The 24,399-nt window shown below is 71.2% G+C and carries 16 protein-coding genes and 1 tRNA gene; 7 read left to right on the forward strand and 10 right to left on the reverse strand.

Features of this window, described 5'->3' with window-relative positions; genetic code table 11:
• The first annotated feature begins 92 nt into the window (after nucleotides 1–92).
• The 3 genes from ACFQ53_RS06390 to ACFQ53_RS06400 are packed head-to-tail and all read left to right on the forward strand — an operon-like array spanning nucleotide 93 to nucleotide 3,303.
• Nucleotides 93–1,385, forward strand: a complete 1,293-nt coding sequence (locus ACFQ53_RS06390) for an ABC transporter substrate-binding protein (RefSeq protein ID WP_377856962.1) — start codon at nucleotides 93–95, stop codon at nucleotides 1,383–1,385.
• On the forward strand, nucleotides 1,382–2,368 hold the full coding sequence (locus ACFQ53_RS06395; RefSeq protein WP_377856965.1) for a carbohydrate ABC transporter permease: 987 nt from the start codon (nucleotides 1,382–1,384) through the stop codon (nucleotides 2,366–2,368). The genes ACFQ53_RS06390 and ACFQ53_RS06395 overlap by 4 nt, the downstream gene beginning before the upstream one ends.
• Nucleotides 2,365–3,303: a carbohydrate ABC transporter permease gene (locus ACFQ53_RS06400; RefSeq protein ID WP_377856968.1), complete on the forward strand. Its 939-nt coding sequence runs from the start codon at nucleotides 2,365–2,367 to the stop codon at nucleotides 3,301–3,303. Before ACFQ53_RS06395 ends, ACFQ53_RS06400 begins: the two co-directional genes overlap by 4 nt.
• Before the next feature lie 96 nt (nucleotides 3,304–3,399).
• On the opposite strand, the gene rho is transcribed toward ACFQ53_RS06400, so the two are convergent.
• The 5 genes from rho to lysA all read right to left on the reverse strand — a co-directional run bounded on the left by rho (nucleotide 3,400) and on the right by lysA (nucleotide 10,722).
• Nucleotides 3,400–5,499: a transcription termination factor Rho gene (gene rho, locus ACFQ53_RS06405; protein ID WP_377856971.1), complete on the reverse strand. Its 2,100-nt coding sequence runs from the start codon at nucleotides 5,497–5,499 to the stop codon at nucleotides 3,400–3,402.
• Nucleotides 5,500–5,768: 269 nt separating this feature from the next.
• A complete protein-coding gene (thrB, locus tag ACFQ53_RS06410; protein ID WP_377856974.1) occupies nucleotides 5,769–6,746 on the reverse strand; it encodes a homoserine kinase in 978 nt (325 codons plus the stop codon).
• A 10-nt stretch (nucleotides 6,747–6,756) separates the two neighbouring features.
• A complete protein-coding gene (thrC, locus tag ACFQ53_RS06415) occupies nucleotides 6,757–7,815 on the reverse strand; it encodes a threonine synthase (RefSeq protein ID WP_228358174.1) in 1,059 nt (352 codons plus the stop codon).
• Between the two features lie 4 nt (nucleotides 7,816–7,819).
• A complete protein-coding gene (locus ACFQ53_RS06420) occupies nucleotides 7,820–9,145 on the reverse strand; it encodes a homoserine dehydrogenase (protein ID WP_377856978.1) in 1,326 nt (441 codons plus the stop codon).
• Nucleotides 9,146–9,309: 164 nt separating this feature from the next.
• Nucleotides 9,310–10,722, reverse strand: coding sequence for a diaminopimelate decarboxylase (gene lysA, locus ACFQ53_RS06425; RefSeq protein WP_377856981.1), 1,413 nt, complete (start codon nucleotides 10,720–10,722; stop codon nucleotides 9,310–9,312).
• Between the two features lie 451 nt (nucleotides 10,723–11,173).
• Between lysA and ACFQ53_RS06430 the strand changes: the two genes are divergently transcribed.
• The gene (locus ACFQ53_RS06430) at nucleotides 11,174–13,435 is read left to right on the forward strand and encodes a bifunctional alpha,alpha-trehalose-phosphate synthase (UDP-forming)/trehalose-phosphatase (RefSeq protein ID WP_377856988.1); all 2,262 of its coding nucleotides are present in this window, start codon (nucleotides 11,174–11,176) and stop codon (nucleotides 13,433–13,435) included.
• Between the two features lie 87 nt (nucleotides 13,436–13,522).
• Here the strand turns inward: ACFQ53_RS06430 and ACFQ53_RS06435 are convergent.
• From ACFQ53_RS06435 to ACFQ53_RS06455, 5 genes are all read right to left on the reverse strand, one after another.
• Nucleotides 13,523–13,595 (reverse strand) — tRNA-Arg (locus ACFQ53_RS06435).
• 78 nt (nucleotides 13,596–13,673) lie between these two features.
• On the reverse strand, nucleotides 13,674–14,738 hold the full coding sequence (gene tsaD / locus ACFQ53_RS06440; protein ID WP_377856991.1) for a tRNA (adenosine(37)-N6)-threonylcarbamoyltransferase complex transferase subunit TsaD: 1,065 nt from the start codon (nucleotides 14,736–14,738) through the stop codon (nucleotides 13,674–13,676).
• A gap of 46 nt (nucleotides 14,739–14,784) precedes the next feature.
• Nucleotides 14,785–15,567, reverse strand: a complete 783-nt coding sequence (locus ACFQ53_RS06445) for a M23 family metallopeptidase (protein ID WP_377856993.1) — start codon at nucleotides 15,565–15,567, stop codon at nucleotides 14,785–14,787.
• Between the two features lie 250 nt (nucleotides 15,568–15,817).
• The gene (locus tag ACFQ53_RS06450; RefSeq protein WP_377856996.1) at nucleotides 15,818–16,870 is read right to left on the reverse strand and encodes a hemolysin family protein; all 1,053 of its coding nucleotides are present in this window, start codon (nucleotides 16,868–16,870) and stop codon (nucleotides 15,818–15,820) included.
• Nucleotides 16,867–18,234, reverse strand: coding sequence for a hemolysin family protein (locus tag ACFQ53_RS06455; RefSeq protein ID WP_377856999.1), 1,368 nt, complete (start codon nucleotides 18,232–18,234; stop codon nucleotides 16,867–16,869). The genes ACFQ53_RS06450 and ACFQ53_RS06455 overlap by 4 nt, the downstream gene beginning before the upstream one ends.
• Nucleotides 18,235–18,426: 192 nt before the next feature.
• On the opposite strand from ACFQ53_RS06455, the gene ACFQ53_RS06460 reads away from it, so the two are divergent.
• The 3 genes from ACFQ53_RS06460 to ACFQ53_RS06470 all read left to right on the forward strand — a co-directional run bounded on the left by ACFQ53_RS06460 (nucleotide 18,427) and on the right by ACFQ53_RS06470 (nucleotide 24,395).
• Nucleotides 18,427–19,221 (forward strand): response regulator transcription factor, encoded by a 795-nt coding sequence (locus ACFQ53_RS06460; RefSeq protein ID WP_377857002.1) that lies wholly within the window; start codon nucleotides 18,427–18,429, stop codon nucleotides 19,219–19,221.
• 47 nt (nucleotides 19,222–19,268) lie between these two features.
• The gene (locus ACFQ53_RS06465) at nucleotides 19,269–20,297 is read left to right on the forward strand and encodes an ATP-binding protein (RefSeq protein ID WP_249479366.1); all 1,029 of its coding nucleotides are present in this window, start codon (nucleotides 19,269–19,271) and stop codon (nucleotides 20,295–20,297) included.
• A 183-nt stretch (nucleotides 20,298–20,480) separates the two neighbouring features.
• On the forward strand, nucleotides 20,481–24,395 hold the full coding sequence (locus tag ACFQ53_RS06470; RefSeq protein ID WP_377857007.1) for a multifunctional oxoglutarate decarboxylase/oxoglutarate dehydrogenase thiamine pyrophosphate-binding subunit/dihydrolipoyllysine-residue succinyltransferase subunit: 3,915 nt from the start codon (nucleotides 20,481–20,483) through the stop codon (nucleotides 24,393–24,395).
• Nucleotides 24,396–24,399: the final 4 nt, after the last annotated feature.

Below are 24,399 nucleotides of genomic sequence, written 5' to 3' on the forward strand. Positions count from 1 at the left end.
GACCCTTGACACCCCCGCGAGCGGGTGCCATAGTCCTGGCCAGCTGTGAACGTTCACGGCCCCGACCGCCTGCTCGATGACGAGGAGAGCCCATGCACCCACCCACGCGACGACACGTCCTGCGAGGCCTCGGCCTGGCGGGACTGGCAGCGGGAGGACTGGCCGCCTGCGGCTCCTCCCCCACGATCTCCGACGACCCCGATGAGCTGGTCATGTGGTACTGGAACCGGTCCGCCAGCCCGAAGCTCCTCGAGCAGGCCGCGAAGAACGTCCCCGGCACGGATCGGCACGTCCGCGCCGACGTCATCGGCACCACCTTCGACACCAAGCTGCGCACGAGCCTCGCGGGCGGCGCCTACATCCCGGACATCACGTACATCAACTCGAACAACGCCCTCTACTTCCGCAACGAGCACCAGTTCCTGGACATGAACGACCTGGGGGCCGCGCAGCACGCGGACGACTACTACGAGTGGAAGTGGAAGCTCGGGGTCACGCCCGAGGAGCGCTTCTGCTTCTTCCCTCTCGACATCGGCCCGACCGGCTTCTACTACCGCCAGGACGTGTTCGAGAAGGCGGGGCTGCCGACGGAACCGGACGAGGTCTCCTCCGCGGTCTCGACGTGGAAGGACTGGATCGCACTCGGCGCCGAGCTCCGCAAGGCGACCGGCTCCGCGCTCGTCAACACCGCGCAGTCCATCTACGAGCAGTTCCTCAACGCGAGCCCCGAGCGCTACCTCGACGCCGAGGACACGCCCCTGTACACGGCCGAGGGCTCGGCGGTGCGCGAGGCCTGGGACACGGCCGTCGCCGCGATCGACGCGCACATCACCGCGGGGATCCCGGACGCCCGCGGCACGGACCAGAACGCCGCGTGGTCCAGCGGGAAGACGGCCGGCCACGTGAACGCCTCGTGGTGGTCCCAGATCATCCAGGAGTCCGCGCCGGACTCCGCGGGCCTCTGGCGCCTGGCCGACCAGCCCGTGCGCCCGGGGAACTCCGGAGGCTCCTTCGCCGCGATCCCCCACACCTGCAAGGACCCGGAGGCCGCCTTCGCCTTCATCCGCTGGATCAACACCCCGGACCACCAGGCCGAGGCCTACAACGACGTCCAGCTCTTCCCCTCCGCACCCGCCTCCTACGAGAGCGGCACCATGAAGTACGCGGGTGACTTCTTCGGGGACCAGGATCCGCTCGCCTTCTTCTCGCACGCCGCCGAGCAGGTGCCGGAATCGTTCATCAGCACGTGGGAGAGCGTCGTCTCCGGCAGCTTCACCCTCGAGATCACCAACGTCGAGACCGCCGGCAAGGACCCGGACCGCGCATGGGCCGATGCGATCGCCGCCGCCGAGAAGGCACTGCGCAAACGAGGAGTCCAGCGATGAGCGTCATGACCACTCCCCCGCCCGTCGACGCCGCCCGGGCCCCCGCCGCGGCCGTCCCTCGCACCCGGGCCCGCGGCTGGCGAGGGATCCTCTCCCACTGGCCCCAGTACGTCGCGATCGCCCCGTTCTACGTGCTCTTCCTCGTGTTCGGGCTGTTCCCGATCGTGTTCTCGATCGTGCTCTCCTTCACCGACTGGGACGGCATGGGCGAGATCCGCTTCGCCGGGCTCTCCCAGTACATCTACCTCGTGCAGGACTCCCGGTTCTGGAACGCGGTCGCGAACACGTTCATCATCTGGTTCCTCTCCACGGTCCCGATGCTTTTCCTGGCGCTCGTCATCGCGTTCCTGCTGCACCAGAACATTCGCTTCCGCGGGTTCTACCGGGTGGCCTTCTTCCTGCCGAACGTCACCAGCATGGTCGCGATGGCGATCGTCTTCGGCTCGGTGTTCTCCGACTCCTTCGGACTCGTGAACTCGGCGCTGACCGCCCTGCATGTCGACTCCGTGCCCTGGCTCTCGAGCAGCCTGGGCATCAAGGTCACCATCGCCGTCATGGTGATCTGGCGGTTCACCGGGTACAACGCGATCATCTACCTCGCCGGGCTCCAGTCGATCCCGACGGACCTGTACGACGCCGCGAAGACGGACGGCGCCTCGACCTGGCAGATCTTCACCCGCGTGACGATCCCGCTGCTGCGGCCGATCATCCTCTTCACCGTCATCACCTCGACCGTCGGCGGGCTGAGCCTGTTCACCGAGCCGCAGGTGCTCCTCGGCGACGCCGGCGGCAACGGCGAGGCCGGCATGACCATCGTGCTCTACCAGTACAACCAGGCATTCACGCAGTTCGACTTCGGCTACGGCTCGGCCATCGCCTGGGCCCTCTTCGTCCTCGCCTCCGTGTTCGCGATCATCAACTGGCGCCTGCTCAGCGAGCGCAGGGACGCGCCCCGTCGGACCGGCAGGAAGGCACGCTCATGACCACCGCTGATTCCACCCGCACCTCCGGACCTCAAGCACTGGGAGGCCCGACGGGGCCGCGGGGGAACGACCGGCCGGGACTGCGGACCTCGGGCGACCGGGCCGCGATCGCGCGCGCCCGCCTCGAGAAGGTGATCACGCATCTGCTGGTCCTCGTCGGCGTCCTGCTGTCGGTGTTCCCGTTCTACTGGCTCGCGGTGATGTCGACATCGACGACCGCGCAGATCTTCGGGTACCCGCCGCGTCTCACGTTCGGCACGAGCTTCGCGGAGAACCTGAGGAACCTCTTCTCGAGCGTGGACATCCTCTCGGCCCTCGTGAACACGATCATCGTGTCCGCGCTGTGCGCCGTGCTGGTGATGTTCTTCGACTCCCTCGCCGCCTTCGCCTTCGCGAAGTACGACTTCCCGGGCAAGAACGCCCTGTTCGTGCTGATGATCGCGACCTTCCTGATCCCCGGGAGCCTCTCCCTGGTGCCGAGCTTCATCCTCATGTCGAAGATCGGCTGGGTGGGGACGCTGCAGGCGCTCATCGTCCCGGGCGCCGCGAACGCCTTCGGCATCTTCCTGCTGCGGCAGATGGCGAGCTCGTCCATCCCCGACGAGCTCGTGGAGTCCGCGCGGATCGACGGCGCCGGCTTCTTCACCATCTACCGCCGGATCGGCGTGCCGATGATGCGCGGCGGCCTCGCGTTCCTGGGCATCTTCACGTTCATCACCGCATGGAACGACTACGTGTGGCCGTTGATCGTGCTGGTCGACCCGAAGCGCCAGACCCTGCAGACCGCCCTGCAGAACCTCAACTCGCTGTACCTCACGGACTACGGGATGGTCATGGCGGGCGCGCTGATCAGCGTGCTGCCGCTCATCGGCGTCTTCATCATCGGCTCGCGCCACTTCATCGCGAACATCGCGGCGGGCGCGATCAAGGGATGACGGAGCCGGGATGACGAAGCGGGGCGGGCACCGAAGTGCCCGCCCCGCCGTCATCGGCCCGGAAGTCCGGACCCGAGAGCTCACTCCCCGGGGAGGTCAGTCGCCGGAGCGGCCGCCCACGCTGGGGGTGTTCTTGGAGACCGTCATCAGGAACTCGGTGTTCGACTGCGTCTTCTTCACGCGCTCCAGGAGCAGCTCGAGCGCCTGCTGCTGGTCGAGGGCGCCGAGCACGCGGCGGAGCTTCCACATGATGGCCAGCTCCTCCTTGCCCATGAGCTCCTCCTCGCGGCGGGTGCTCGAGGCGTTGACGTCCACCGCCGGGAAGATGCGCTTGTCCGCGAGGTTCCGCGAGAGGCGCAGCTCCATGTTGCCGGTGCCCTTGAACTCCTCGAAGATGACCTCGTCCATCTTGGAGCCGGTCTCCACCAGGGCCGAGGCGAGGATGGTCAGCGAGCCGCCGTTCTCGATATTGCGGGCGGCGCCGAAGAACCGCTTGGGCGGGTACAGCGCCGAGGCGTCGACACCGCCGGAGAGGATGCGGCCCGAGGCCGGGGCTGCCAGGTTGTAGGCGCGCGAGAGGCGGGTGAGCGAGTCCAGCAGCACCACCACGTCCTTGCCCATCTCCACGAGGCGCTTGGCGCGCTCGATCGCGAGCTCGGCGACGATCGTGTGGTCCGACGCAGGCCGGTCGAAGGTCGAGGCGATGACCTCGCCCTTCACCGTGCGCTGCATGTCGGTGACCTCCTCGGGGCGCTCGTCGACGAGCACGACCATGAGGTGGGCCTCGGGGTTGTTCGTGGTGATCGCGTTCGCGATCTGCTGCATGATGATCGTCTTGCCGGCCTTCGGGGGCGCGACGATGAGGCCGCGCTGGCCCTTGCCGATCGGCGAGACCAGATCGATGATGCGCGGGGCGATCGCGTTCGGCGCGGTCTCCAGGCGCAGGCGCTCGTCCGGGTACAGCGGGGTGAGCTTGCCGAAGTCCACGCGTTGCTTCGCCCGATCGGGCGTGAGGCCGTTGATCGTGTCGACCTGGAGCAGCGGGGCGTACTTGCCCTGCTGGTTGCCGCTGCGATTGCGGCGGTTGCGCCCGCCGCCGCCCTGCTGGGGCTGCTCCTGGCGCTGCTCCTCGCCGTCCTTGGGGGCGCGCACCAGGCCGGTGATCGCGTCGCCCTTGCGCAGGCCGTTCTTGCGCACCATGTTCATGGAGACGTAGACGTCGCTCGACCCGGGCAGGTAGCCGGTGGTGCGCACGTAGGCGTTGTTGTCGCGCACGTCGAGGATGCCGGCGACGCTCACGAGCTCCTCGCCCTCGCGCACCTGCTCGTCGTCGCCGCCCCCGTTGCCGGTGCCGCCGCCGTCCTGCTGCGGGTTCTCGCCGCCGTTGCGGCCCTTGCGCTTGCGGTCGCGCGAGCGGTTGCGGGAGCGGCGGTTGCGGCCGTCCTCGGAGTCTCCGCGGCCGCCCCGGCCGCCCTGGTCGTTGCGGCTCATGTCGGAGTCCTCACCCGTGCGATCGGGCAGCTCGATGTCCTCGAGACGAGGGCGCGATCCGCGCCCGCCCTGATCGCCGTGGTCGTTGCGGTCGTTGCTGTCCTTGCGGTTGTCGCGGTCCTTGCGGTCCCCGCGGCCCGAACGGTCGTTGCGGTCCTGACGGTCGCCGCGATCCTGACGATCCTGGCGGTCGCCGCGGTCCTGACGGTCGCCGCGCTGGCGGCCCTCGCCCTGGTCGCCGCGCTCCTGGCGCTCGGCGCGATCGTTCTGCTCCGCGCGCGCCGGGCGCTCGCTGCGCTCGTCGCGGCCCTGGCGGTCGTCGCGACCCTGGCGCTCGTCGCGGCCCCGGCGCTCCTGGCGCCCGCCCGTGCCGCGCTCGTCCTGCGCGGGCAGATCCAGGCGCAGGTCCAGGGCGTCGGCCGACGAGGCCGAGCCCTCGGAGGCTCCGCTCGTCGGCGCCGTGCTCCGCGGCGCGGCGGCGTCTGCTGTCGCGGTCTTCGACGCGTCGGCCTTCGGAGCGGTGCTCGTCGAGGAGGTGTTCTTCGGGGCGGTGGAGCCGCCCCCGCTGATCGCGTCGATGAGCTCGCCCTTGCGGAGGCGACGCGCCCCCTTGATGCCGAGCCCGGCAGCGATCTGCTGCAGCTCGGGAAGCTTCTTCGCCGCGAGCGACGTGCTGTCGCCCTGCGGTGCGGTGGTGTCGTTCACCCAGGTTCCTTCCTGTGGATCGCGCGGCGCGCGTCCGTGATGAGTGCATGAGCTGCGCGGCGACCGGGCCGGTGGACGGCGGGGTTCGCGGCAGTCCTCTCCCCGAGGGCGGCCGTGGCGCACAGCGCACGGAAGCACGCGAACGCGGCGTCGCCGGGGATTCTCTGGGGTACGTCCTCACCCAGGACCTCTCTGCACCCACTGTGCGGAAGTCCCCGGGCCGTGGTCGCCGGCGCTGGGCCGGGCCGATCACGTCGTCGGACGCGGCTTCAAGGTACCACAGGCTCCGCACCGGTCGATGAGAGTCCGACACGGGCGATGCGCCAAGCACGGGGGTCGTCGACCACGCGCCGCACGAGCGGCGCGAGCGCAGGGCCCGCACCGTCTATGACCAGCACGGACGGGCCCGCGCCGGAGATCACGGCGGGGTACCCCTCGCTGCGCAGCACGCGCACGAGCTCGACGCTCTGCGGCATGCCCGGGGCGCGGTACTCCTGGTGCAGGCGGTCCTCGGTCGCGGGCAGAAGCAGCGACGGGTCGCTCGTGAGCGCGTGCACGAGCAGAGCGGCCCGGGCCGCGTTGAAGGCGGCGTCGGCGTGGGGCACGGTCTCGGGCAGCAGCGAGCGGGCCGCGCTCGTGGCGAGCCGGGCCGTCGGCAGGAGCACGACGGGGCGGATCGACGGGTCCTGCGCGGCACCGTTCCCGCTCTGCAGGGTCCGGCCGCCGCGTGGCGCACGGCCGCCGGGCGCCGCGAGGTCGAGGCGCTCTGCGCGGGCGCCGACGCGGTCCGTCCAGGAGAGGACCACGCCGCCCAGCAGCGCCGGGGCGGCGTTGTCCGGGTGGCCCTCCATCTCGGTCGCCAGATCCAGCAGCACCTGGTCGTCGAGGGCCTCCGGCTCGGAGACCAGGAGGCGCGCGAGCATGAGCCCGGCGACTGTCGCCGCCGCGCTCGAGCCCAGGCCGCGCCCGTGCGGGATCCGGTTGCGGCAGTGCAGGCGCACCCCGGCCTGCGGGGCGCCCGCGTGGTCGAGGCCCCGGCGCAGGGCGCGCACCACGAGGTGGTCCTCCCCTGCCGGGACGTCGCCCGCGCCCTCCCCCTCGACGGTGACCTCGACCGGGCCCGTGGTGGCCTCGAGCTCGAGGTCGTCCACGAGGTGCAGGGCGAGGCCCAGCGCGTCGAAGCCCGGCCCCAGGTTCGCGCTGGTGGCGGGCACGCGCACGCCGACGCGCTCGGTGGTGATCCTCATGCCGGGCGGCTCACAGCCCCATCGCGTCGGCCGCGGCCTCGACGTCGACCGGGATGACGGTCGGGGTCAGGTCCTGACGGGTGAGCGCGGTGTCGATGTCCTTGAGCCCGTTGCCGGTGACGGTGATCGCGATGGTCGCGCCGCGGGGCACGAGCCCCTTCTCCGCCTGCTGGAGGAGCCCGGCGACCCCCGCGGCCGAGGCGGGCTCGACGAAGATGCCGACCTCGCCCGCGAGCAGCGCCTGCGCGTCGAGGATCTGGTCGTCGGAGACGGCGTCGATCAGGCCGCCCGAGTCGTCGCGCGCCGCGACGGCGAGGCTCCAGGAGGCGGGCGCGCCGATGCGGATCGCGGTGGCGACCGTCTCGGGATCGGTGATCGGGCGGCCGGCCTTGAAGGGCGCGGCGCCCTCGGCCTGGAAGCCCCACATGGCGGGGGCGGAGCCGGTGATGCCCTTGTCGCGGTACTCGGTGTATCCCATCCAGTAGGCGGAGATGTTCCCCGCGTTGCCCACGGGCAGGATGTGGATGTCCGGGGCCTTGCCGAGCGCATCGCAGACCTCGAAGGCGCCCGTCTTCTGCCCCTGGAGCCGGAAGGGGTTCACGGAGTTCACGAGCTCCACGGGGTGGGCGGCGTCGAGCTTGCGGGCGATCTCGAGGCAGTCGTCGAAGTTGCCCTCGACCTGGATGAGCTTCGCCCCGTGGACGACGGCCTGGGCGAGTTTGCCGGCGGCGATCTTGCCCTGCGGCAGGAGCACGGCGCACGTGATCCCGGCGCGCGTCGCGTAGGCGGCGGCCGAGGCGCTGGTGTTGCCCGTCGAGGCGCACACCACGGACTTCGCGCCGTCGGACACGGCCCGGGACATCGCGGAGACCATGCCGCGGTCCTTGAAGGAGCCGGTGGGGTTCATGCCCTCGACCTTGACGTGGACATCGGCGCCGACCGTGCGCGAGAGGGTGGGCGAGTGCACGAGGGGCGTGCCGCCCTCGCCGAGCGTCAGCAGGGTGTCCTCGTCGGAGAACGGGAGGTGCTCGCGGTATTCGGCGAGCACGCCGCGCCACTGGTGTGCCATCGGGTCATTCTCCTTCGAGGCGGATCACGGAATCGATCGTGAGGACGGCCCCGGAGCTGTCCAGGTCGTCCAGGGCGGAGTCCATCGCGGACTCGAGCGCCCGGTAGGTGGCGATGCCGATGCGCGCGCGCTCCGGCTCGCCCTCCTCGGCCGGCTCCGTCTCCTGATGGATCGTCGAGATCGAGATGCCGTGGGAGGACAGGGTGCCGGCGACCTCGGCGAGCACGCCGGGCTTGTCCTGCACGGTGAGGGAGACGTAGAAGGCATTGCGCAGCGCGTCGACCGGGATGATCCCGAGGTCCGCGTAGCGCGACTCGCGCGGGCCCACGCCGCCGTGCACGCGCTGGCGGGCGACGGTCACGAGGTCGCCCAGGACCGCGGACGCCGTCGGCGCGCCGCCCGCGCCCTGCCCGTAGAACATGAGGGAGCCGGCGGCCTCGGCCTCGACGAACACCGCGTTGTAGGCCTCGGACACCGAGGCGAGCGGGTGGCTGTCGGGGAGCATCGCCGGGTAGACGCGCGCGGAGACGCGCTCCTCGCCCTCCTCCTCGACGCGCTCGACGATCGAGAGCAGCTTGATCGTGCGTCCCATGCGGGAGGCGGCGGCGATGTCGGCGGCGGTGACCGTCGTGATGCCCTCGCAGTGCACGTCCTGCATGCCCACGCGGGTGTGGAAGGCGAGGGACGCGAGGATCGAGGCCTTCGCGGCGGCGTCGTGGCCCTCGACGTCGGCCGTCGGGTCCGCCTCGGCGTAGCCGAGCTCCTGCGCGCTGGCCAGGGCGTCGTCGAAGGAGGCGCCGGTGCGGGCCATCGCGTCGAGGACGTAGTTCGTGGTGCCGTTGACGATGCCGAGCACCTTGCCGATGCGGTCGCCCGCGAGCGACTCGCGGATCGGCCGCACCAGCGGGATCGCGCCGGCGACGGCCGCCTCGAAGTGCAGGTCCACGCCGTTCGCGTCGGCCGCCTCGTAGAGGGCGACGCCGTCCTGCGCGAGCAGGGCCTTGTTCGCGGTCACGACGCTCGCGCCGTGCGCCATCGCCTCGAGCAGCAGGGTGCGGGCGGGCTCGATGCCTCCCATCAGCTCGACGACGATGTCCGCGCCCGCGATCGCGGAGGCCGGATCATCGGTGAGCAGGGATGCGTCCACGTGCTCCCCGCGGTCCTTGCCGAGGTCCGTCACGGCGATGCCCGTGACCTCGAGCGGCGCGCCGATGCGGTGCGCGAGCTCGTCTCCGCTGGTGCCGATGACGCGCAGCACGTCGGCTCCGACGGTGCCGGCGCCGAGCACGGCGACCCGCAGCGGGGCGTGGTCGGGCAGGGGATCAGTCATCAGTGGTCCTTCCGCAGAATCCGGGCGACGACGGGCGATTCCAGCGTGGCCTGCGGGCTCGAGGGCACCGCGGGCTCAGGAAACTGTATCCAACTCCGAGACGCGAACGCGTCGCCATGTGTCCGTATGCGTCGTGCGAGGGACGCCCGTGGCGGGCGCTCCCCTCAGCCGACGTCGAGGGCGAGCAGGTCCTCCTCGCTCTCGCGACGCACGAGGGTGCGCCATCGGCCGTCCTTCACCGCGACCACCGGGGGCCGCGGCACGTGGTTGTAGTTCGAGGCCAGCGAGTAGCAGTAGGCGCCGGTGACGGGCACCGAGACGAGGTCCCCGCGTTGCACGTCGGCGGGCAGGTACTCGTCCTTGACCACGATGTCGCCGCTCTCGCAGTGCTTGCCGACCACGCGCACCACCTCGGGCGGGGCGTCGGAGACGCGGCCGGCGAGCAGGCACGAGTAGTCGGCGTCGTACAGGGCGGTGCGGACGTTGTCGCTCATGCCGCCGTCGACCGAGACATACACGCGGTGGTGCGGGCCGCCCAGTCGCACGTCCTTCACGGTGCCCACCGTGTAGAGGGTCTGGGTCGAGGGCCCGGCGATCGCGCGCCCGGGCTCGAACGCCACGTGCGGGACCTCGAGCTCGAGCTCGTGGCACTCCTTCTCGATGATCGCGGCGATGCCGCTCGCGAGGGCCTCGGGCGTCGAGGGCGTGTGCTGCGTGTTGTACATGACACCGAAGCCCCCGCCGAGGTCGAGGTGCTCGATGGTGTGCCCGAGCTCCTCGCGGACCTGGGCGACGAGGTCGAGGACGCGGCGGGCGGCGACCTCGAAGCCGCCGACGTCGAAGATCTGGGAGCCGATGTGCGAGTGCAGGCCGACGAGGTCCAGCTCGGGGCTCGCGAGCACCTCCCGCACGGCCGTCAGGGCGTCGCCGGAGGTGATCGAGAGGCCGAACTTCTGGTCCTCGTGGGCGGTCGCGATGAACTCGTGGGTGTGCGCCTCGACGCCGGTGGTCACGCGCAGCATGACGTGCGCCTGCACGCCCAGGTCCGACGCCACGCGCGCGGCCTGCCGGACCTCGGCGAGGGAGTCGATGACGATGCGGCCGACGCCCGCTTCGAGCGCACGGGCGATCTCGCGATCGGACTTGTTGTTGCCGTGCAGGGCCATGCGGTCGGCAGGGAACCCTGCGCGCAGCGCGACGGCGAGCTCGCCGCCGGTGCACACGTCCAGGCCCAGACCGTCCTCGTCGACCCAGCGGGCGACGGCTCCGCAGAGGAACGCCTTGCCGGCGTAGTAGACGTCGGCCCCGGCGTGGGGGGCGAAGGCCGTGGTGAAGGCGGTGCGGAAGGCGCGGGCGCGCTCGCGGAAGTCGTCCTCGTCCAGCACGAATGCGGGGGTGCCGACCTCCTCGGCGAGGGTCGTGGTGCTCACTCCGCCGATCTCGAGGGCCCCGTCCGCGTCGCGCACGCAGGTGCTCGACCAGAGTCCGGGGATCAGGGCGTTGACATCAGTGGGAAAGGGCAGCCAGGTGGGCGCGGCGTCGTTGCCGTGCAGGGCTCCTGCTTCATGGGCTCGCATCGCGCGTGGCCTCCTGGGTCGGGCATCGGGCATCGGGCATCGGGGTCGGGCGTGCAGAGCGTTCGGCCTCTCCGGCCGACCCCCGGGGCCCGCGCATCCGTGCGAACGCGGGCGCGGTCCCGAGGACGAACACTATGCGGCGCGGTCGCCCGCTCGCTGGCCGTGTCCACGCAGTGAGGAGCGGCGCACCCGTGCTGCGGTGCGCGCCTGCCGCCTTGGCCTCTCCCGCCCTCTGCACGCCGAGTGCGCACCGGGCGGCGAGGATAGCTCCACGCATCCCGTCATGCACTCATCGGTCCTGGTGAGGAGTCAGATGGCGACGCCATGGTGCGGTCGTGGACGGGTCCCCGGCGGGCGATCGCGACGCGCGTCGCGCAGCCATCGCGGGGTCTTCGTGACCCCTCTCACTTGATAGCCTGACGGTGTCGTCCCCCCATGTCAGGAGGCCCCTGTGGCATCGCAAGAACTGCACGATCTGGTGGTCGTCGCCAACCGTCTTCCGGTCGACGCGAAGACCCTTCCCGACGGCGCCACCGAGTGGGTGACGAGTCCCGGCGGTCTGGTCACCGCCATGGAGAGCGTGATGCGGAACGTCGACTCGGCGGCCTGGGTGGGCTGGGCCGGCTCCCCGGGTGAGGCGCCCGAGCCGTTCCGCGCAGACGGCATGGACCTGTACCCGGTCTCCCTCGACGCGACCGACATCGAGAAGTACTACGAGGGCTTCTCGAACGCGACCCTCTGGCCGCTCTACCACGACGTGATCGTCGACCCCGCCTACCACCGCACCTGGTGGGACACCTACGTGGGCGCGAACCGCCGCTTCGCCAAGGCCGCGGCAGCCGTGACCGCGCCCGGCGGCACGATCTGGGTGCACGACTACCAGCTCCAGCTCGTGCCGGAGATGATCCGCTCCGAGCGACCGGACGTCCGCATCGGCTTCTTCAACCACATCCCCTTCCCGCCCGTCGAGCTGTTCAGCCAGCTGCCCAAGCGCAACCAGGTCCTCCGCGGCCTGCTGGGCGCGGACCTCGTGGGCTTCCAGCGCGAGAGCGACACCCTGAACTTCCTCGCATCGGTGCGCCACCTGCTGGGCTACCAGGTCGATCAGCGCACCGTCACGGTGCCCGGGATCGGCGCGGTCGAACCGCGCGACGTGATCGCCGGGACCTTCCCGATCTCGCTCGACACCCAGGCCGTCACCGAGCTGACAGAGGATCCGGAGATCAAGGAGCGCGCCCGCCAGCTGCGCCACGACCTGGGGGATCCCGAGAACGTCGTGCTGGGCGTCGATCGTCTCGACTACACCAAGGGCATCCGCCACCGCCTCAAGGCCTGGGGCGAGCTGCTGAACGACGGCTCCATCGATCCTCGCGAGACGGTTCTCGTGCAGGTCGCCACGCCCTCGCGAGAGAGGGTCGACGCCTATCGGCAGCTGCGCGACGAGGTCGAGCTGACCGTCGGCCGCATCAACGGCGACCACGCCCCCATCGGCCGCCCGGCCATCTCCTACCTGCACCGTTCCTTCAACCGGCGGGACATGACGGCTCTGTACATGGCGGCCGACGTGGTGCTGGTGACCGCCCTGCGCGATGGGATGAACCTCGTCGCGAAGGAGTACGTCGCCTCGCGACCCGACCTGCGCGGCGTGCTGGTGCTCTCCGAGTTCGCCGGAGCGGCCGACGAGCTGCGCGCCGCACTGCTGGTGAACCCGCACGACATCGACGAGCTGAAGTCCGCGGCGCTGCGTGCGCTGAGCATGCCCGAGGAGGAGCAGGAGGAGATGATGACCTCCCTGCGCCGGCAGGTCCTCGACCACGACGTGCAGTCCTGGGCGAAGCACTTCCTCGACGAGCTCGAGTCCGTCGGCGAGCCCGCTCCCCCGTCGGCCCCGATCATCCGGCTGTCCGGGGACGAGATCCCGGACGCCGCGCAGCTCGACGCGGCGCTCGAGGCCTTCGCGGACACCCCGCGGATCCTCGTCGCCTCGGACTTCGACGGCGTGCTCGCACCGATCGTCGCCGACCGCGACGCGGTGCAGGCGAACCCCCGCTCGATCGGCGCGCTCCGGGAGCTCACCGAGCTGTCCGGGGTGAACGTCGCGCTCGTCTCCGGGCGTGCGCTCGAGGATCTGCAGCACCACGCGGGGATGCCCAGCTCCGTCGCGCTCGTCGGCTCGCACGGCGCCGAGGTCGGGGCTCTGCCCTCGGACCTGCACGCCGACGTCATGGACGCGGGCACGATGACCATGGACGAGACCCGGCAGAACCTGCGCGACTCCATCGCGCGCCGTCTCCAGCACATCGCCGACCAGCACCCGGGGGCGGAGGTCGAGGTCAAGCCCGCCTCTGCCGTGCTGCACACGCGCAACGCGAAGGGGCGCGGCGCGGGCAACGCCACCGAGGCCGCGCTCGAGTTCGCGCGCGGCCTCCCCGACGTCACCGTCACGCCGGGCAAGGAGGTCGTCGAGTTCTCCGTGGTCGACTCCCACAAGGGCACCGCCGTGCGCGCGCTCGGCCGGGCCGCCGCGGCCGACGCGGTCCTCTACCTCGGCGACGACGTGACCGACGAGAACGTCTTCGCGATCCTCGAGGACGGGGACCTGGGGGTGAAGGTGGGCGATGGCGACACCGCCGCCGCCTTCCGGATCGGGGGCACCGACGCGGTCGCCGATCTCCTCGAGCGCCTGCTGGAGCTGCGCACCGGCGAGGAGTGAGCTCCGGGGCGCGCCCGCACCCCACCCCCGCACGCAGGAATCCCCGGCCGGCGACCTCGAGAGGTCTCCGACCGGGGATTCCGTCGGTGCCCGCGACAGGATTCGAACCTACGACCTTCTGCTCCGGAGGCAGACGCTCTATCCACTGAGCTACGCGGGCGGACCGTGACAGTCTAGCGCGAGGACCCCGTCGCCCGCGCCCCGAGCCGGGGCGCGCGGCGCGAGTGAGGCACAGGTCTCAGACGGCGAAGCCCGCGGGCAACGGCAGCTGCGCGCCATGGAGCACGGCCGACGGGTCCGCGGCGATCTGCAGCCCGCTCGGCGAGGCGCCGCCGCGCACCAGCAGGTCGCCGACCGCGGCGATCATCGCTCCGTTGTCGGTGCACAGCCGGATCGGCGGGATCCGCAGCTCGACGCCCGCGGCGTCGCAGCGCTCCTGGGCGACGGCGCGCAGCCGCTGGTTCGCGGCCACTCCCCCGACGATGACCAGGGTGTCGAGGCCCTTCTCCTGCACCGCGCGCAGCGCCTTGGTGACCAGCACGTCCACGACGGCCTGCTCGAAGGAGGCGGCGATGTCGGCGACGGGCACCTCCTCGCCCGCGCGCTCGAGGGACTCGACGGTGCGCGCCACGGCCGTCTTCAGCCCGGAGAAGGAGAAGACGTACGGCTGATCGCCCGGGCGAAGCATGGCGCGGGGGAAGGAGAACGCCTCCGGATCCCCCCCGACGGCCGCCTTCGAGATCGCGGGGCCGCCCGGGTAGCCGAGGCCCAGCAGTCGCGAGACCTTGTCGAAGGCCTCGCCGGCGGCGTCGTCGAGGGTGTCGCCGAGGTGCTCGATGGGGTCGGCGACCAGATCCTTCACGTGGAGGATCGAGGTGTGCCCGCCGGAGACGATGAGGATGATCGACTGCGCGGGCAGCGGGCCGTGCTCGAGGGTGTCGGCCGCGGCATGCCCGGCGAGATGATGCACTCCGAACAGCGGGACGCCGAGGGACCAGGCGACGGACTTCGCAGCGGCAAGCCCCACGTGCACGGCGGTCGCGAGGCCGGGTCCGGAGGTCGCGGCGACGTGCGTGATGTCGCGCAGCTCGACGCCGGCGTCGTGCAGGGCGATGCGCAGGGTGGGGACGGCCGCCTCGAGGTGGGCGCGGGCCGCGATCTCGGGGACCACTCCCCCGAACTCGGCATGCTGGGAGGCGCTCGAGGCGAGGCCCTGGCCGAGCAGGACGCCGTCGCTGACGATGCCGAAGCCGGTCTCGTCGCACGAGGACTCGACACCCAGGACGACGGGGACGCCGCTCACAGGACTCCTCCGTCAGAGGTCGCGGGGGCCACCGCACTCAGCGAGGTCACTTGAACAGCGACATCGGGTTCGAGTAGGTCCCGGACTCGTCCATCTTCGCGAAGTGCAGGTGGCAGCCGGTGGAACGGCCGGTCGAGCCGACCTCTCCGATGACGTCGCCCTGCTCGACCTTCGCGCCCACGCTCGTCTTGAACGAGGAGAGGTGGTAGTAGCCGGTGATGACGCCGTCGCCGTGGTCGATCTTCACACGGTTGCCCGAGGCCGAGTTGTGCTCGACGGCGACCACGGTGCCGGCCGCGGCGGCGCGCACGTCGGTGCCGCAGGCCGCGCCGAAGTCGACGCCGTCGTGCATGATGCGCGTGTGCAGCACCGGGTGGACGCGCTCACCGTACGGAGAGGTGATCCGGGCGTTCACCGGGTGGATGAAGCCCTCGTCGGACTCGCCGCCCAGGGCCTCGATGGCCTCCGCGTTGGGCGAGGTCTCCACGGAGAGGTCACCGGTGGCCTCCTGCGAGGACGAGGCGGCCGACGCCGCGTCGGCGTCCTCCGCGTCGGAGCCCTCGGCAGCCGTGGCGATGGAGACCGGGGCGAGCTGTGCGCTCGCGGCCTTCGCCTGCGCGGCGGACTGGCCGCCGTTGATGGTGGGCAGCGGAGCGGACTGGCCGCCCGCGCTCGCGGACGCGAGCGGGAACGCGATGGTGGCGGTCGCGAGCGCGCCGAGCACGCCGACCTTCAGCACACCGGCCTGCACTGCCGAGTCACGATGGGAGGCGCTACCTGTGCGCAGCGTCCGGACGTGTGCCCGGCCGAGGGCGCGATGATTCGCCACGATGGAGCTCCTGAAGGGGGGTCGGAGACGCAGAGTCCTGGTGAGTGCCCGGGGTGCGACGCCGGACGGGGAAGGACGCGTCGCCGAACAACGCGGTCCAAGCTACCCAGGTCAGAGAGGTCCGACGTCACAGGAAGCGACCTCATTACCGAACCTTTGCCCCGCCCCACAGGCGGGTAAAGACCCTTGACCCACCGCGCAGGCCGCGTGTCGTGTCGGTCACCTCGGCGCACGGGCGCCGGACCGGGCGTCAGGCCCGGCTGCGCTGCATGACGTCCTTGACCTCGCCCACGAGCTCCTCCAGGACGTCCTCGAGGAACACGGCGCCCACGCTGCGCGAGGTCGGGGCGTCGACGCGGGCCAGGTGCGCACCGTTGTACTGCATGGCGCGCAGGGCCTCCTCGATCTCGTCGTCGTCGGCCACGGACACCACGGCGCGCACGATCCCGGGATGGATCGGCCGGTCGTAGTCCTCCTCGGGGGCGTCGGCCGGCAGCAGCACGTCCTTGAGATGGACGTACCCCACCAGATCCCCCGCGTCGTTGCGCACCCCGATGCGGCTGAAGCCCGTGGTCGCGACGATCTGCTCGATCTGGCCCGGGGTGACGTCGTAGGTGACGGTGACGACGTCGGCCATGGGCACCATGACGTCCCCCGCGGTGCGGTCGGAGAACTGGATGGCGCCCTGCAGGAGCCCCTGCTCGTCCTCGAGGAGCCCCTCGCGGCGGGACTCGTCGACTATCGCGGAGATCTCCTCCGCGGTGAAGCGCGACTCGACCTCGTCCTTGGGCTGGACGCCCAGCAGGCGCAGGATCATGTTCGCCGTGTGGTTGAGCACCCAGATCACCGGGGTGAGCACGCGCGCCACGAGCACGAGGGGCGTGGCGAGCACGAGCACCGCGCCCACGGGCACGGCGATCGAGATGTTCTTGGGGACCATCTCGCCGAACACCACGTGCAGGTAGGAGGCGATGAGCAGGGCCACCACGAAGGCGATCGGGTGGGTGAGCACGGCGGGCACGGAGAGGTGCTCGAGCAGGGGCTCGAGGAAGTGCGCGATCGCGGGCTCGGCGACGGCGCCCAGGGTGACCGAGCAGACGGTCACGCCGAACTGGGCGGCGGCGAGCATCACGGAGACGTGCTCGACGGCCCACAGCGCGGTCTTCGACCCCGGGCGTCCGGCCTCGACGAGGGGCTCGAGCTGGCTGCGGCGGGCGCTCATCACGGCGAACTCGGCACCCACGAAGAAGGCGTTGCCGAGCAGCATGGCCAGGCCCAGGACCAGGGCGGCGGTGTCGCTCATCGGTGGTCCGCCTTCCGCTCGTCGGCGCTCTCGTCCTCGTCGTCCTCCTCGCGGCGCACGAGCGCCGCGGGATCAGTGGCCCTCAGCCGCACCTGGTCCACGCGCCGCCCGTCCATCTCGACGACCTCGAGGCGCAGGCCGGAGACGTCCACGACGTCCCCTGCGGCGGGGACCCGGTGGAGGCTGTCCATGACGAGCCCGCCCAGCGTGTCGTAGTCGACGGACTCGGGCACGTGCACGCCGAGCTCCCGGCGGATCTCGTCGGGCCGCATGAGGCCGCTGACGCTCCAGCCGTCCTCGCCGTCGGGCAGGAAGCGCTCGGGCTCGTCGTCGTCGTGCTCGTCGCTCACCTCGCCGACGATCTCCTCGATGACGTCCTCGAGGGTGACGATGCCGGAGGTGCCGCCGTACTCGTCGACGACGACGGCGAGCTGCGCGCCGACGTCCCTGAGGTCGATCAGCAAGTCGTCCAGCGGCACCGTCTCCGGCACGCGCGGGATCTCGGCCATCAGTTCGCTCGCGGGAGTGCGCGCGCGCTCGGAACGCGGGACCGCGACGGCCTGGCGCACCTGGACGACGCCCACGATGTCGTCCTCGCCGCCGTCGGTGACGGGGAAGCGGGAGTGCCCCGTGGTGCGGGAGAGCTCGAGGACCTCCTGGGCGCTCGTGTCCGCGGCGACGCTCACCATGGCGCCGCGGTGGGTGAGCACGTCACCCGCCTCGCGGTCGCCGAGCTGGAGGGTGCGGGAGAGGAGCACGGCGGTGCCCTCGTCGAGGGTGCCGGCGCGCGCCGAGTGCCGCACGAGGGACTCGAGCTCCGCGGGTGAGCGGGCGGCCGAGAGCTCCTCCTGGGGCTCGATGTTCACCAGGCGCAGCACGGCGTTCGCGGTCGCGTTGAACACGGCGATCAGCGGCTTGAAGAGCATCGTGAAGCCGTGCTGGATCGGGGCGACGATGCGGGCGGTGCCCATCGGGGTGGCGATCGCGAGGTTCTTGGGCACGAGCTCCCCGAAGATCATCGAGAACGCGTAGGCGATGATCATCGCCACGACCACGGAGACGGGGACCGCGACGTCCTCGCCGAGGCCCGCGGCCCGGGCGAGAGGACTGAGCAGCCCGGCCAGCGGGTCCTGGACGGCGAAGCCGAACAGCAGGGTGGTGATGGTGATGCCCAGCTGGGCGCCGGAGAGGTTCGTGGAGAGGTGCGTGAGGGCGTGGAGCACGCCGCCGGCGCGCTTGTCCCCGCCGTCGCGGGCCTTCTCGACCGTGTGGCGGTCCAGGGCCACGAGCGAGAACTCGGAGGCGACGAACACCGCCGTGCCCAGCGTGAGGACGATCCCTGCTGCGAGCAGGATCCAGGTCATCGGGTGATCTCCCCACGGGCGGGGAGGGCGCGCATCCGCGGCACAGTGTCCGTCCGGGTGCGCGCGCCGGTACTCGGCACGGGCGAATCGCTCATAGTGGCATCGAGTGTATAGGAGCGCGTGCGCGCGGGCGCAGGGAGCGTCCAGGGTCCGACGGGGCCGTGTGCAGGGCCGCGCGGTTACAGTGACGCCATGTCGAAGCCTGCCGAGACCGAGAGCGCGAGCCGCCCGACCCGCGTGGTCGTCGTCGAGGACGAGCCCACCATCACCCGCGCGATCGCCGACCGCCTGACCGCAGAGGGCTGGGAGGTCTCGACCGCGCTCGACGGCCCCTCCGGCGTCGCCGCCGTGCGCGAGGCCGCGCCCGACGTGGTGGTCCTGGACGTGATGCTCCCGGGCTTCGACGGCCTCGAGGTGTGCCGTCGGATCCAGGCGGAGGACCCGGTCCCCGTGCTCATGCTCACCGCGCGCGACGACGAGACCGACATGCTCGTGGGCCTCGGAGTCGGGGCCGACGACTACATGACCAAGCCCTTCTCGATGCGCGAGCTCGTGGCGCGGCTGAAGGCGCTGCTGCGCCGGGTGCGCCGCGCCTCGTCGGCCCCCGAGGTGGGGACCGGCGGAGTCGGCGACGCCCCCGCCGTGCTGCAGCTGGGCGACCTGGTCATCGACCGCGCCGCGCATCGCGTCACCCGTGCCGGCGCGCCCGCCCACCTCACCCCTACGGAGTTCGACCTCCTGCTGTGCCTGGCGAACGCGCCCGGCACCGTGCTCACGCGCGAGCAGCTGCTCGCGGACGTCTGGGACTGGGTCGACGCGACGGGCACCCGCACGGTCGACTCCCATGTGAAGGCGCTGCGCCGCAAGCTCGGTGCGGACCTCGTGCGCACCGTCCACGGCGTCGGCTACGCGCTCGAGCTGCCCGACGACGAGGACGAGCCGGAGCCCGATGGGCTCGGGGCCGACGGTTCGGGGCGGTCCTCCTGAGACGCCCGAGCCGCGCGGCGGTCCAGGAGTCGCTCGAGAACCTCGAGGTGCGGCCGCTGGACCAGCTGCGCTCGTTCAAGGTCAAGCTCGGCGTGCTCGTCGCCGTGAGCGTCATCGTGGCCGTGGTGCTCACCTGGCTGAGCCTCGCCGCGAACCTGCATCCCCTGCTCACCCTGCCGCTCGTGGTGCTCGCGGCGCTCGCGGTCACCCAGGTCCTCGCGCGCGGCATGACCTCCCCGCTGCGCCAGATGACCCGGGCCGCGCGCGCCATGGCCCGCGGCGACTACTCCCAGCGCATCGAGGCCTCGAGCCGCGACGAGGTGGGCCAGCTCGCCGAGGCGTTCACACGCATGGCCACCGAGCTGCAGGTCACCGACAAGGTGCGGCGCGACCTCGTGGCGAACGTCTCGCACGAGCTGCGCACGCCCGTGGCGGGGCTGCGCGCCCAGCTCGAGAACATCGTGGACGGGGTCACCGACCCCGATCCGGCCGCGCTCGAGGTCGCGCTCGGGGAGACCGAGCGGCTCTCCGACCTCGTCGACGACCTCCTGGACCTCTCGCGGATCGATGCCGGTGTGATCGACATCGACGTCGAGCAGGTCGCCCTCACCCCGTTCCTGCACGAGGCGGTCGACGCCGCGGATCTGGGCGCCCGGGCCCGCGGTCGCGAGCTGCGCTGGGTCGTCGAGGTCGACCCCGCCGACCTCACCGCCGCGGCCGACGCCGCCCGCATCCGCCAGGTCATCGCGAACCTCCTGGACAACGCCTCCCGCCACTCCCCGCCCGACGGCAGGGTGCGCGTGCGCGCCGAGCGCACCGCGGCCGACGACGGCGTGCTCATCGAGGTGCGGGACGAGGGCCCGGGCATCGCCCGCGCCGACCGCGAGCGCGTCTTCGAGCGCTTCCAGCACGGCGGGGGCACCGACGACGGCTCGGGCGGCACCGGACTGGGCCTCGCGATCGCCCGCTGGGCGGTCGAGCTGCACGGCGGTCGGATCCAGGTGATCGACGATCCGCGGCCGCACACTGACCCGGATCGCTCCTCGGCGATACGCCTGACGCTGCCCGATCGCTGAGCCCCGCGTCCGCGGTCGCCGCGCCCTCCGGGGACCGTCGGCTCCGGCCCCTCCCACCAGAGGTGATCTACCCCTCCGTCATCGGTGCGCGGATGCCCACTTCATGGGCGCGGGGACCCCTCCCCTCGGTTAGGGTGGACGAGTCCGCTCCATTCGATTTTCATGAAGGTTGGCGATCGCAGAGTGTCACAGAAGACACCCCTCTCCGATTCCGTTGACGAGGAGCCCGAGTTCGGGCCCAACCAGTGGCTGGTGGACGAGCTCCACGAGCAGTGGAAGGCCGACCCCTCGAGCGTCGATCCGAGCTGGGCAGAGTTCTTCCGCTCACGCACGCAGCAGACCCCGAGCGCTCCCGCATCGTCGTCCGCGTCCCCGTCGCCCTCCGGCGAGAGCTCTTCCGCTCCCACCGAGCAGTCGGCACCCTCGGAGCAGCCCCCCGCGGCCGCGCAGGCGACGAAGCCCGCGCCCGACCCCGCGCCGGCCGCCACGGCTGCTGCTCCCGCCGCCGAGGAGCCCGCCCCCGCGGCGAAGGCCCCGAAGACCGCGCCGGACCCGGCGCCCGAGGCCACCTCGAAGCCCGCGCCCGACGGCGCCTCCCGCTCCGCATCCGCCGATGCCTCTCCGTCCGCACCCTCTTCTGCGAAGGACTCCCCTGCCGTGAACGACGCTCCCGCCGCGAAGGTCTCCGACACCTCCGACCGGCCGATGCGGTCCACCACCCCGAGCTCGACCATCCCCGAGCGCGAGTTCACCGAGCCCGTCCCGACCAAGCTGCGCGGCCCGGCCGCCGCGGTGGTGCGGAACATGGACGAGTCGCTCACGGTGCCGACGGCGACGTCCGTGCGCGACGTCCCGGTCAAGCTGCTCTTCGACAACCGCATCGTGATGAACAACCACCTCAAGCGGAACCGCCGCGGCAAGGTCTCCTTCACCCACCTCATCGGCTGGGCCATGGTCGAGGCCATCACCGAGATGCCCGACATGAACAACGGCTTCGACGTCGACGAGAAGGGCAAGCCGCTCCTGCTCCAGCGCGAGGACGTGAACTTCGGCCTCGCGATCGACATGCCCCGGCCCGACGGCTCGCGCTCCCTCGTGGTGCCCTCGATCAAGGCCGCGCAGCAGCTGGACTTCTTCACCTTCTGGGCGAGCTACGAGGAGATCGTCAAGCGCGCCCGCGCCGGCAAGCTCACGATGGACGACTTCACCGGCACCACCGTGACCCTCACGAACCCCGGCGGCATCGGCACCGTCCACTCGATCCCGCGCCTGATGTCCGGCCAGGGCACGATCGTCGGCGTCGGCGCGATGGACTACCCGGCGCAGTTCCAGGGCGCGAGCCAGGCCACCCTGGCCGAGCTCGCGGTCTCGAAGGTCATGACGCTGACCTCGACCTACGACCACCGGATCATCCAGGGCGCCGCCTCCGGCGAGTTCCTCAAGAAGATGGCCGACAAGCTCCTGGGCAAGGACGGCTTCTACGACCGCGTCTTCGCCTCGCTGCGGATCCCCTACGAGCCCGTGCGCTGGATCGCCGACAACCCGCTGCACGACACCGAGGCCGAGAAGCTCGCGCACGTCATGGATCTCATCCATGCCTTCCGCGTGCGCGGCCATCTGATGGCCGACACGGACCCGCTGCAGTACCGCGTGCGCACCCACCCCGACCTCGACGTGCAGACCTACGGGCTCACCCTGTGGGACCTGGACCGCACCTTCCCGACCCGCGGGCTCGGAGGCCGCAAGGAGGCCACGCTCCGCGACATCCTCGGGATCCTGCGCGACGCCTACTGCCGCACCGTGGGCGTGGAGTACATGCACATCGCCGATCCGGAGGAGCGCCTCTGGATCCAGGAGCAGTTCGAGTCGCCCAAGAAGCAGTACGACAAGGACCAGGTCACCCACATCATGGACCGCCTCAATGCCGCCGAGGCGTTCGAGACGTTCCTGCAGACCAAGTTCGTGGGCCAGAAGCGCTTCAGCCTCGAGGGCGGCGAGTCCGTGATCCCGCTGCTGGACTCGATCCTCTCCGACGCCGCCCATGGCGACATCGCGGAGGTCTGCATCGGCATGGCCCACCGCGGCCGCCTCAACGTGCTCTCGAACCTGGCCGGCAAGAGCTTCGGCCAGATCTTCCAGGAGTTCGACGGCTCCTCGGGCGGCCTGGGCTCGGGAGACGTCAAGTACCACCTGGGCACCGAGGGCACGTACACCGCCGAGGACGGCACCACCACAAAGGTGTACCTCGCGGCGAACCCCTCGCACCTCGAGGCCGCGAACCCCGTGCTCGAGGGCATCGTGCGCGCCAAGCAGGACCAGCTCGAGCGGGTCACCGACTTCCCGGTGCTCCCGATCCTCATCCACGGCGACGCGGCCTTCGCCGGCCAGGGCGTGGTCACCGAGACCCTGAACCTCTCGGAGCTGCGCGGCTACCGCACCGGCGGCACCGTCCACGTGATCATCAACAACCAAATCGGCTTCACCACGCTGCCGGACTCCTCGCGCTCCTCGTTCTACTCGAGCGACGCCGCGAAGACCACGCAGCTGCCGGTCTTCCACGTCAACGGCGACGACCCCGAGGCCTGCGTGCGTGTCGCCGAGATCGCCTTCGCCTACCGCGAGAAGTTCCACCGCGACGTGGTCATCGACATGATCTGCTACCGCCGCCGCGGCCACAACGAGGGCGACGACCCGGCCATGACGCAGCCGCTCATGTACAACCTCATCAAGGACCGCCCCTCCGTCCGCAAGCTCTACACCGACTCCCTCATCGAGCGCGGCGACCTCACCGAGGACGAGACCGGCGCCCTGGTGAAGAACTTCCAGCAGCACCTGGACCAGGCCTTCGCCGACGCCCGCAACGCCAGCAGCGAGGCCGACCCGAAGAACTCGGTGCAGGGGCTGGACCTGCCCAGCTCGCAGCACACCGGCGAGATCGTGGTGCCCTCGGCGACCGCCGTCTCCGCGTCGGTGCTCGAGCGCATCGGAGACGCCCACATGGCCGCACCCGAGGACTTCACCGTGTACCCGAAGCTCACCGGCCTGCTCGAGAAGCGTCAGGAGATGTCCCGCACGGGCGGCATCGACTGGGCCTACGGCGAGCTGCTGGCCTTCGGCTCCCTGCTCATGGAGGGCACGCGCGTGCGCCTGGCGGGCCAGGACTCGCGCCGCGGCACCTTCGTGCAGCGCCACAGCGTCCTCATCGACTCCCTGAACCAGGACACGTTCACCCCGCTGCTGCACCTGAGCGAGGACCAGGCGCGCTTCAACGTCTACGACTCCTCGCTCTCCGAGTTCGCCGCGCTCGGCTTCGAGTACGGTTACTCCGTGGAGAGCCCGAACGCCCTGGTGCTGTGGGAGGCGCAGTTCGGCGACTTCGTCGACGGCGCGCAGACCATCATCGACGAGTTCGTCTCCTCCTCCGAGCAGAAGTGGGGACAGCAGTCCTCCGTGGTGATGCTCCTCCCCCACGGCTACGACGGCCAGGGCCCGGACCACTCCTCCGCCCGCATCGAGCGCTTCCTCGTGATGTGCGCCGAGGAGAACATGCGTGTGGCGATGCCCTCGACGCCGGCGAGCTACTTCCACCTGCTGCGCCGTCAGGCCCGCACCGAGCCCCGCAAGCCGCTGATCGTCTTCACCCCGAAGTCGATGCTGCGCAACAAGGCCGCCGTGAGCTCCGTCGAGGACTTCACCTCGGGCACCTTCGAGCCCGTGCTCCCGGATCCCACCGTGGAGCCCTCGAAGGCCAAGAAGGTGCTGCTGACCAGCGGGAAGTTCTACTGGGAGCTCGTGGCCGCGAGGGAGAAGCAGGGCATCGACGACGTCGCGATCGTGCGCCTCGAGCAGTACTACCCGCTGCCGGAGGAGGAGCTGCGCGAGACGCTCTCCGCCTACCCGGACGTCGACCTCGTCTGGGTGCAGGAGGAGCCTCTGAACCAGGGCGCCTGGGGCTTCATGGCCCTGAACTTCTCGGCCGCCGTGGGGCGTACCCTGCAGGTCGTGGCGCGACCGGCCTCCGCCTCGCCGGCCACCGGGTCCGCCAAGACCCACAAGGCCGAGCAGGAGACCCTGGTCGCGCAGGCACTGCAGAACTGACGAG

It is taken from the genome of Brachybacterium sp. NPDC056505, assembly GCF_042794925.1.
GTDB lineage: Bacteria > Actinomycetota > Actinomycetes > Actinomycetales > Dermabacteraceae > Brachybacterium > Brachybacterium kimchii.

Bases quoted from the DNA above. Each gene is read 5' to 3' on its own strand.
- thrC (WP_228358174.1), bottom strand. From the start codon at position 7,815: ATGGCACACCAGTGGCGCGGCGTGCTCGCCGAATACCGCGAGCACCTC.
- ACFQ53_RS06395 (WP_377856965.1), top strand. From the start codon at position 1,382: ATGAGCGTCATGACCACTCCCCCGCCCGTCGACGCCGCCCGGGCCCCC.
- ACFQ53_RS06450 (WP_377856996.1), bottom strand. From the start codon at position 16,870: ATGAGCGACACCGCCGCCCTGGTCCTGGGCCTGGCCATGCTGCTCGGC.
- ACFQ53_RS06455 (WP_377856999.1), bottom strand. From the start codon at position 18,234: ATGACCTGGATCCTGCTCGCAGCAGGGATCGTCCTCACGCTGGGCACG.
- ACFQ53_RS06390 (WP_377856962.1), top strand. From the start codon at position 93: ATGCACCCACCCACGCGACGACACGTCCTGCGAGGCCTCGGCCTGGCG.
- ACFQ53_RS06460 (WP_377857002.1), top strand. From the start codon at position 18,427: ATGTCGAAGCCTGCCGAGACCGAGAGCGCGAGCCGCCCGACCCGCGTG.
- ACFQ53_RS06400 (WP_377856968.1), top strand. From the start codon at position 2,365: ATGACCACCGCTGATTCCACCCGCACCTCCGGACCTCAAGCACTGGGA.
- thrB (WP_377856974.1), bottom strand. From the start codon at position 6,746: ATGAGGATCACCACCGAGCGCGTCGGCGTGCGCGTGCCCGCCACCAGC.
- lysA (WP_377856981.1), bottom strand. From the start codon at position 10,722: ATGCGAGCCCATGAAGCAGGAGCCCTGCACGGCAACGACGCCGCGCCC.
- ACFQ53_RS06420 (WP_377856978.1), bottom strand. From the start codon at position 9,145: ATGACTGATCCCCTGCCCGACCACGCCCCGCTGCGGGTCGCCGTGCTC.